This is a genomic window from Paraburkholderia sp. RL18-085-BIA-A, from assembly GCF_046027075.1.
GTDB lineage: Bacteria > Pseudomonadota > Gammaproteobacteria > Burkholderiales > Burkholderiaceae > Paraburkholderia.
Window position 1 is genome coordinate 1 of record NZ_JARESU010000373.1, and the last position, 1,955, is coordinate 1,955.

Annotated in this window: 1 protein-coding gene and 1 pseudogene; both read left to right on the forward strand. The window is 57.0% G+C overall.

Annotation, left to right across the window (positions count from 1 at the left end; translation table 11 throughout):
- Nucleotides 1-64 precede the first annotated feature (64 nt).
- Nucleotides 65-1,035: pseudogene (locus P0D89_RS52520) on the forward strand (IS5 family transposase).
- A gap of 416 nt (nt 1,036-1,451) precedes the next feature.
- Nucleotides 1,452-1,955: helix-turn-helix domain-containing protein (locus P0D89_RS52525; RefSeq protein WP_459252689.1), on the forward strand; the 504-nt coding region annotated here is incomplete at its 3' end.

Here is a 1,955-nt window from a genome sequence, read left to right on the forward strand (position 1 = left end):
ATCAGGTCTGCCGCTGAGGTATTTGAGCATTTTCGATGAGAGTCGATAAAGAAGGCAGAGCAGGATGAAGCAGCCGCCGCTGGCGATGGCAGCCGATCAAGGCGCCGGTCTCGACACGCACCGCAGACCGACGCGGCGAGACCGGGCTTCTTCACACGATGAGCACGAATACGCCATTGGCCGAGTTAAGCGCGGTAATCGGCCGCACTACGCGACGCGCGGCGAGGGCCACCCGGAGATTGGTCCGGAGCGCATGATGCGGATCCACTTCATGCAGCACCGGTTCAATCTAGCGGACTTTCGTCCGCGAAGAAGCGCTGTACGACAGCGCCAGTTTGAGTCGCTTATTCGGGATTGACCTGGGCCATGAAGCCGTACCCGACGCGACGACGCTACTCAAATTCCGACGCCTGCTCGACACGCACAAATTGGGCGAGCAATTGTTTGCCAAAGTCGGTCGAGTGTTGCAGGCCAGTGGCATGACGCTCGAGAGCGACACTATTGTCGACGCAACCATCATCGGCGCGGCGGACCCGACGAAGAATCAGCGGAACGCGCGCGCCCCTGAGATGCACTAGACCCGCGTAGACAAGCAATGGTACTTCGGCGCTAAGCTGCACATGTCGGTGTGGACAGCCAGAGCGCTCTGCTGCACAGCGCGGCACTCACGGCGGCCAACGTGAATGACAAACATCCGTGCACGGACAGAAGCGGGCGCGTCGATGGTGACAGCGCGTGTGCCAGCCCGAAGGAGCTGATTCGCAGCAAGGCGCCGAACGCCCATAACTTGACGAATGAGCGCATGCGCCGCGCCGGCGGTCAGGTCGATGAGGTGCAGCGCGACAAGAACCGCAACGAGTCGAAGAGCCGCGTCCGCGCGAAGTAAGTAGTCGCCGTAGTCAAGCGAGTGTGGGGTTTATACGAAGGTGCGCTATTGCGATCTGGAAAAAAGAACGCCTGCGGGCGTTCACTGCGTTAGCGCTCGCTAACGTCTACCGCTCGCGCCGGCGATTGATGGGATCGGTACGCCCATAAAAAGCGTGTTACTTGACCACTGATCAACTCACACACGACGAGGGGCGCCTTAAATTCAGCGGCTATATTCGACATGGCCCTAATCCACTTACTTATCTGATGTTGCTCTCGTAACCGTGCCAAGGTGATTATCTTGTGGACGGACTGCACAAGCATCCTTCTCTTTTTTCATACATGAACCTTCATCTACCTGCACCCTGCATATCCGTCTGAGAATCACAGGAAAGTTGTCCGATATACTGTTTCTCAGCTGTCCGAATCGACCATCGGTCTGCGGAACATTCGGCCAAAACCCTAGTTGAGGCCGCCACGGAAACAGTTAGGCAACGCATCCATCCCTGGTCTCGGTCAATATTAAATCGCAACGGGAACTATTGAAGGAATCTGCTATTCGACTTTAAGAGGAAGTAACGGCCATGTCTCACGCTATATCCTTTAGTTCGAAGTCGAGCAGTGAAGATGAACGGTCCGGCGAGCCCGTTTCGAAGCTCATAGGCATCGTTCTATACGACGGTTTTTCTCTCCTCGGAACAGGAACACTCGTAGAGGCGCTGCATATCGCCAACGAATTGCAGCGGTCCTCCGGCGGAGGTTGCCTAACCTATGGCGTTCGTCTTGTATCGGCTCTCGGTGGTCCGATTGCGTGCTCGTCCTCTGTATGCGTCTGGACGGAACGCCTGGTCGGACAACGGTTCCGAGCCTTTGATACGCTCTACGTCGCGGACGGAATGGGTGTGACTCGTGCATCGAACGACGAAGGACTCATCGAACTCTTAAGAATCGCATGTTCTCAGAGCGTTACGGTAAGCGCACTGGGCAACGGGCATACGCTCTTGACGGCTGCGGGCCTGACGCGCAGCAACTGGGCGTCGGTCGAGCGCGATATCCTGGTGCACAACCGTCCCAATGAGCGTCCGAAT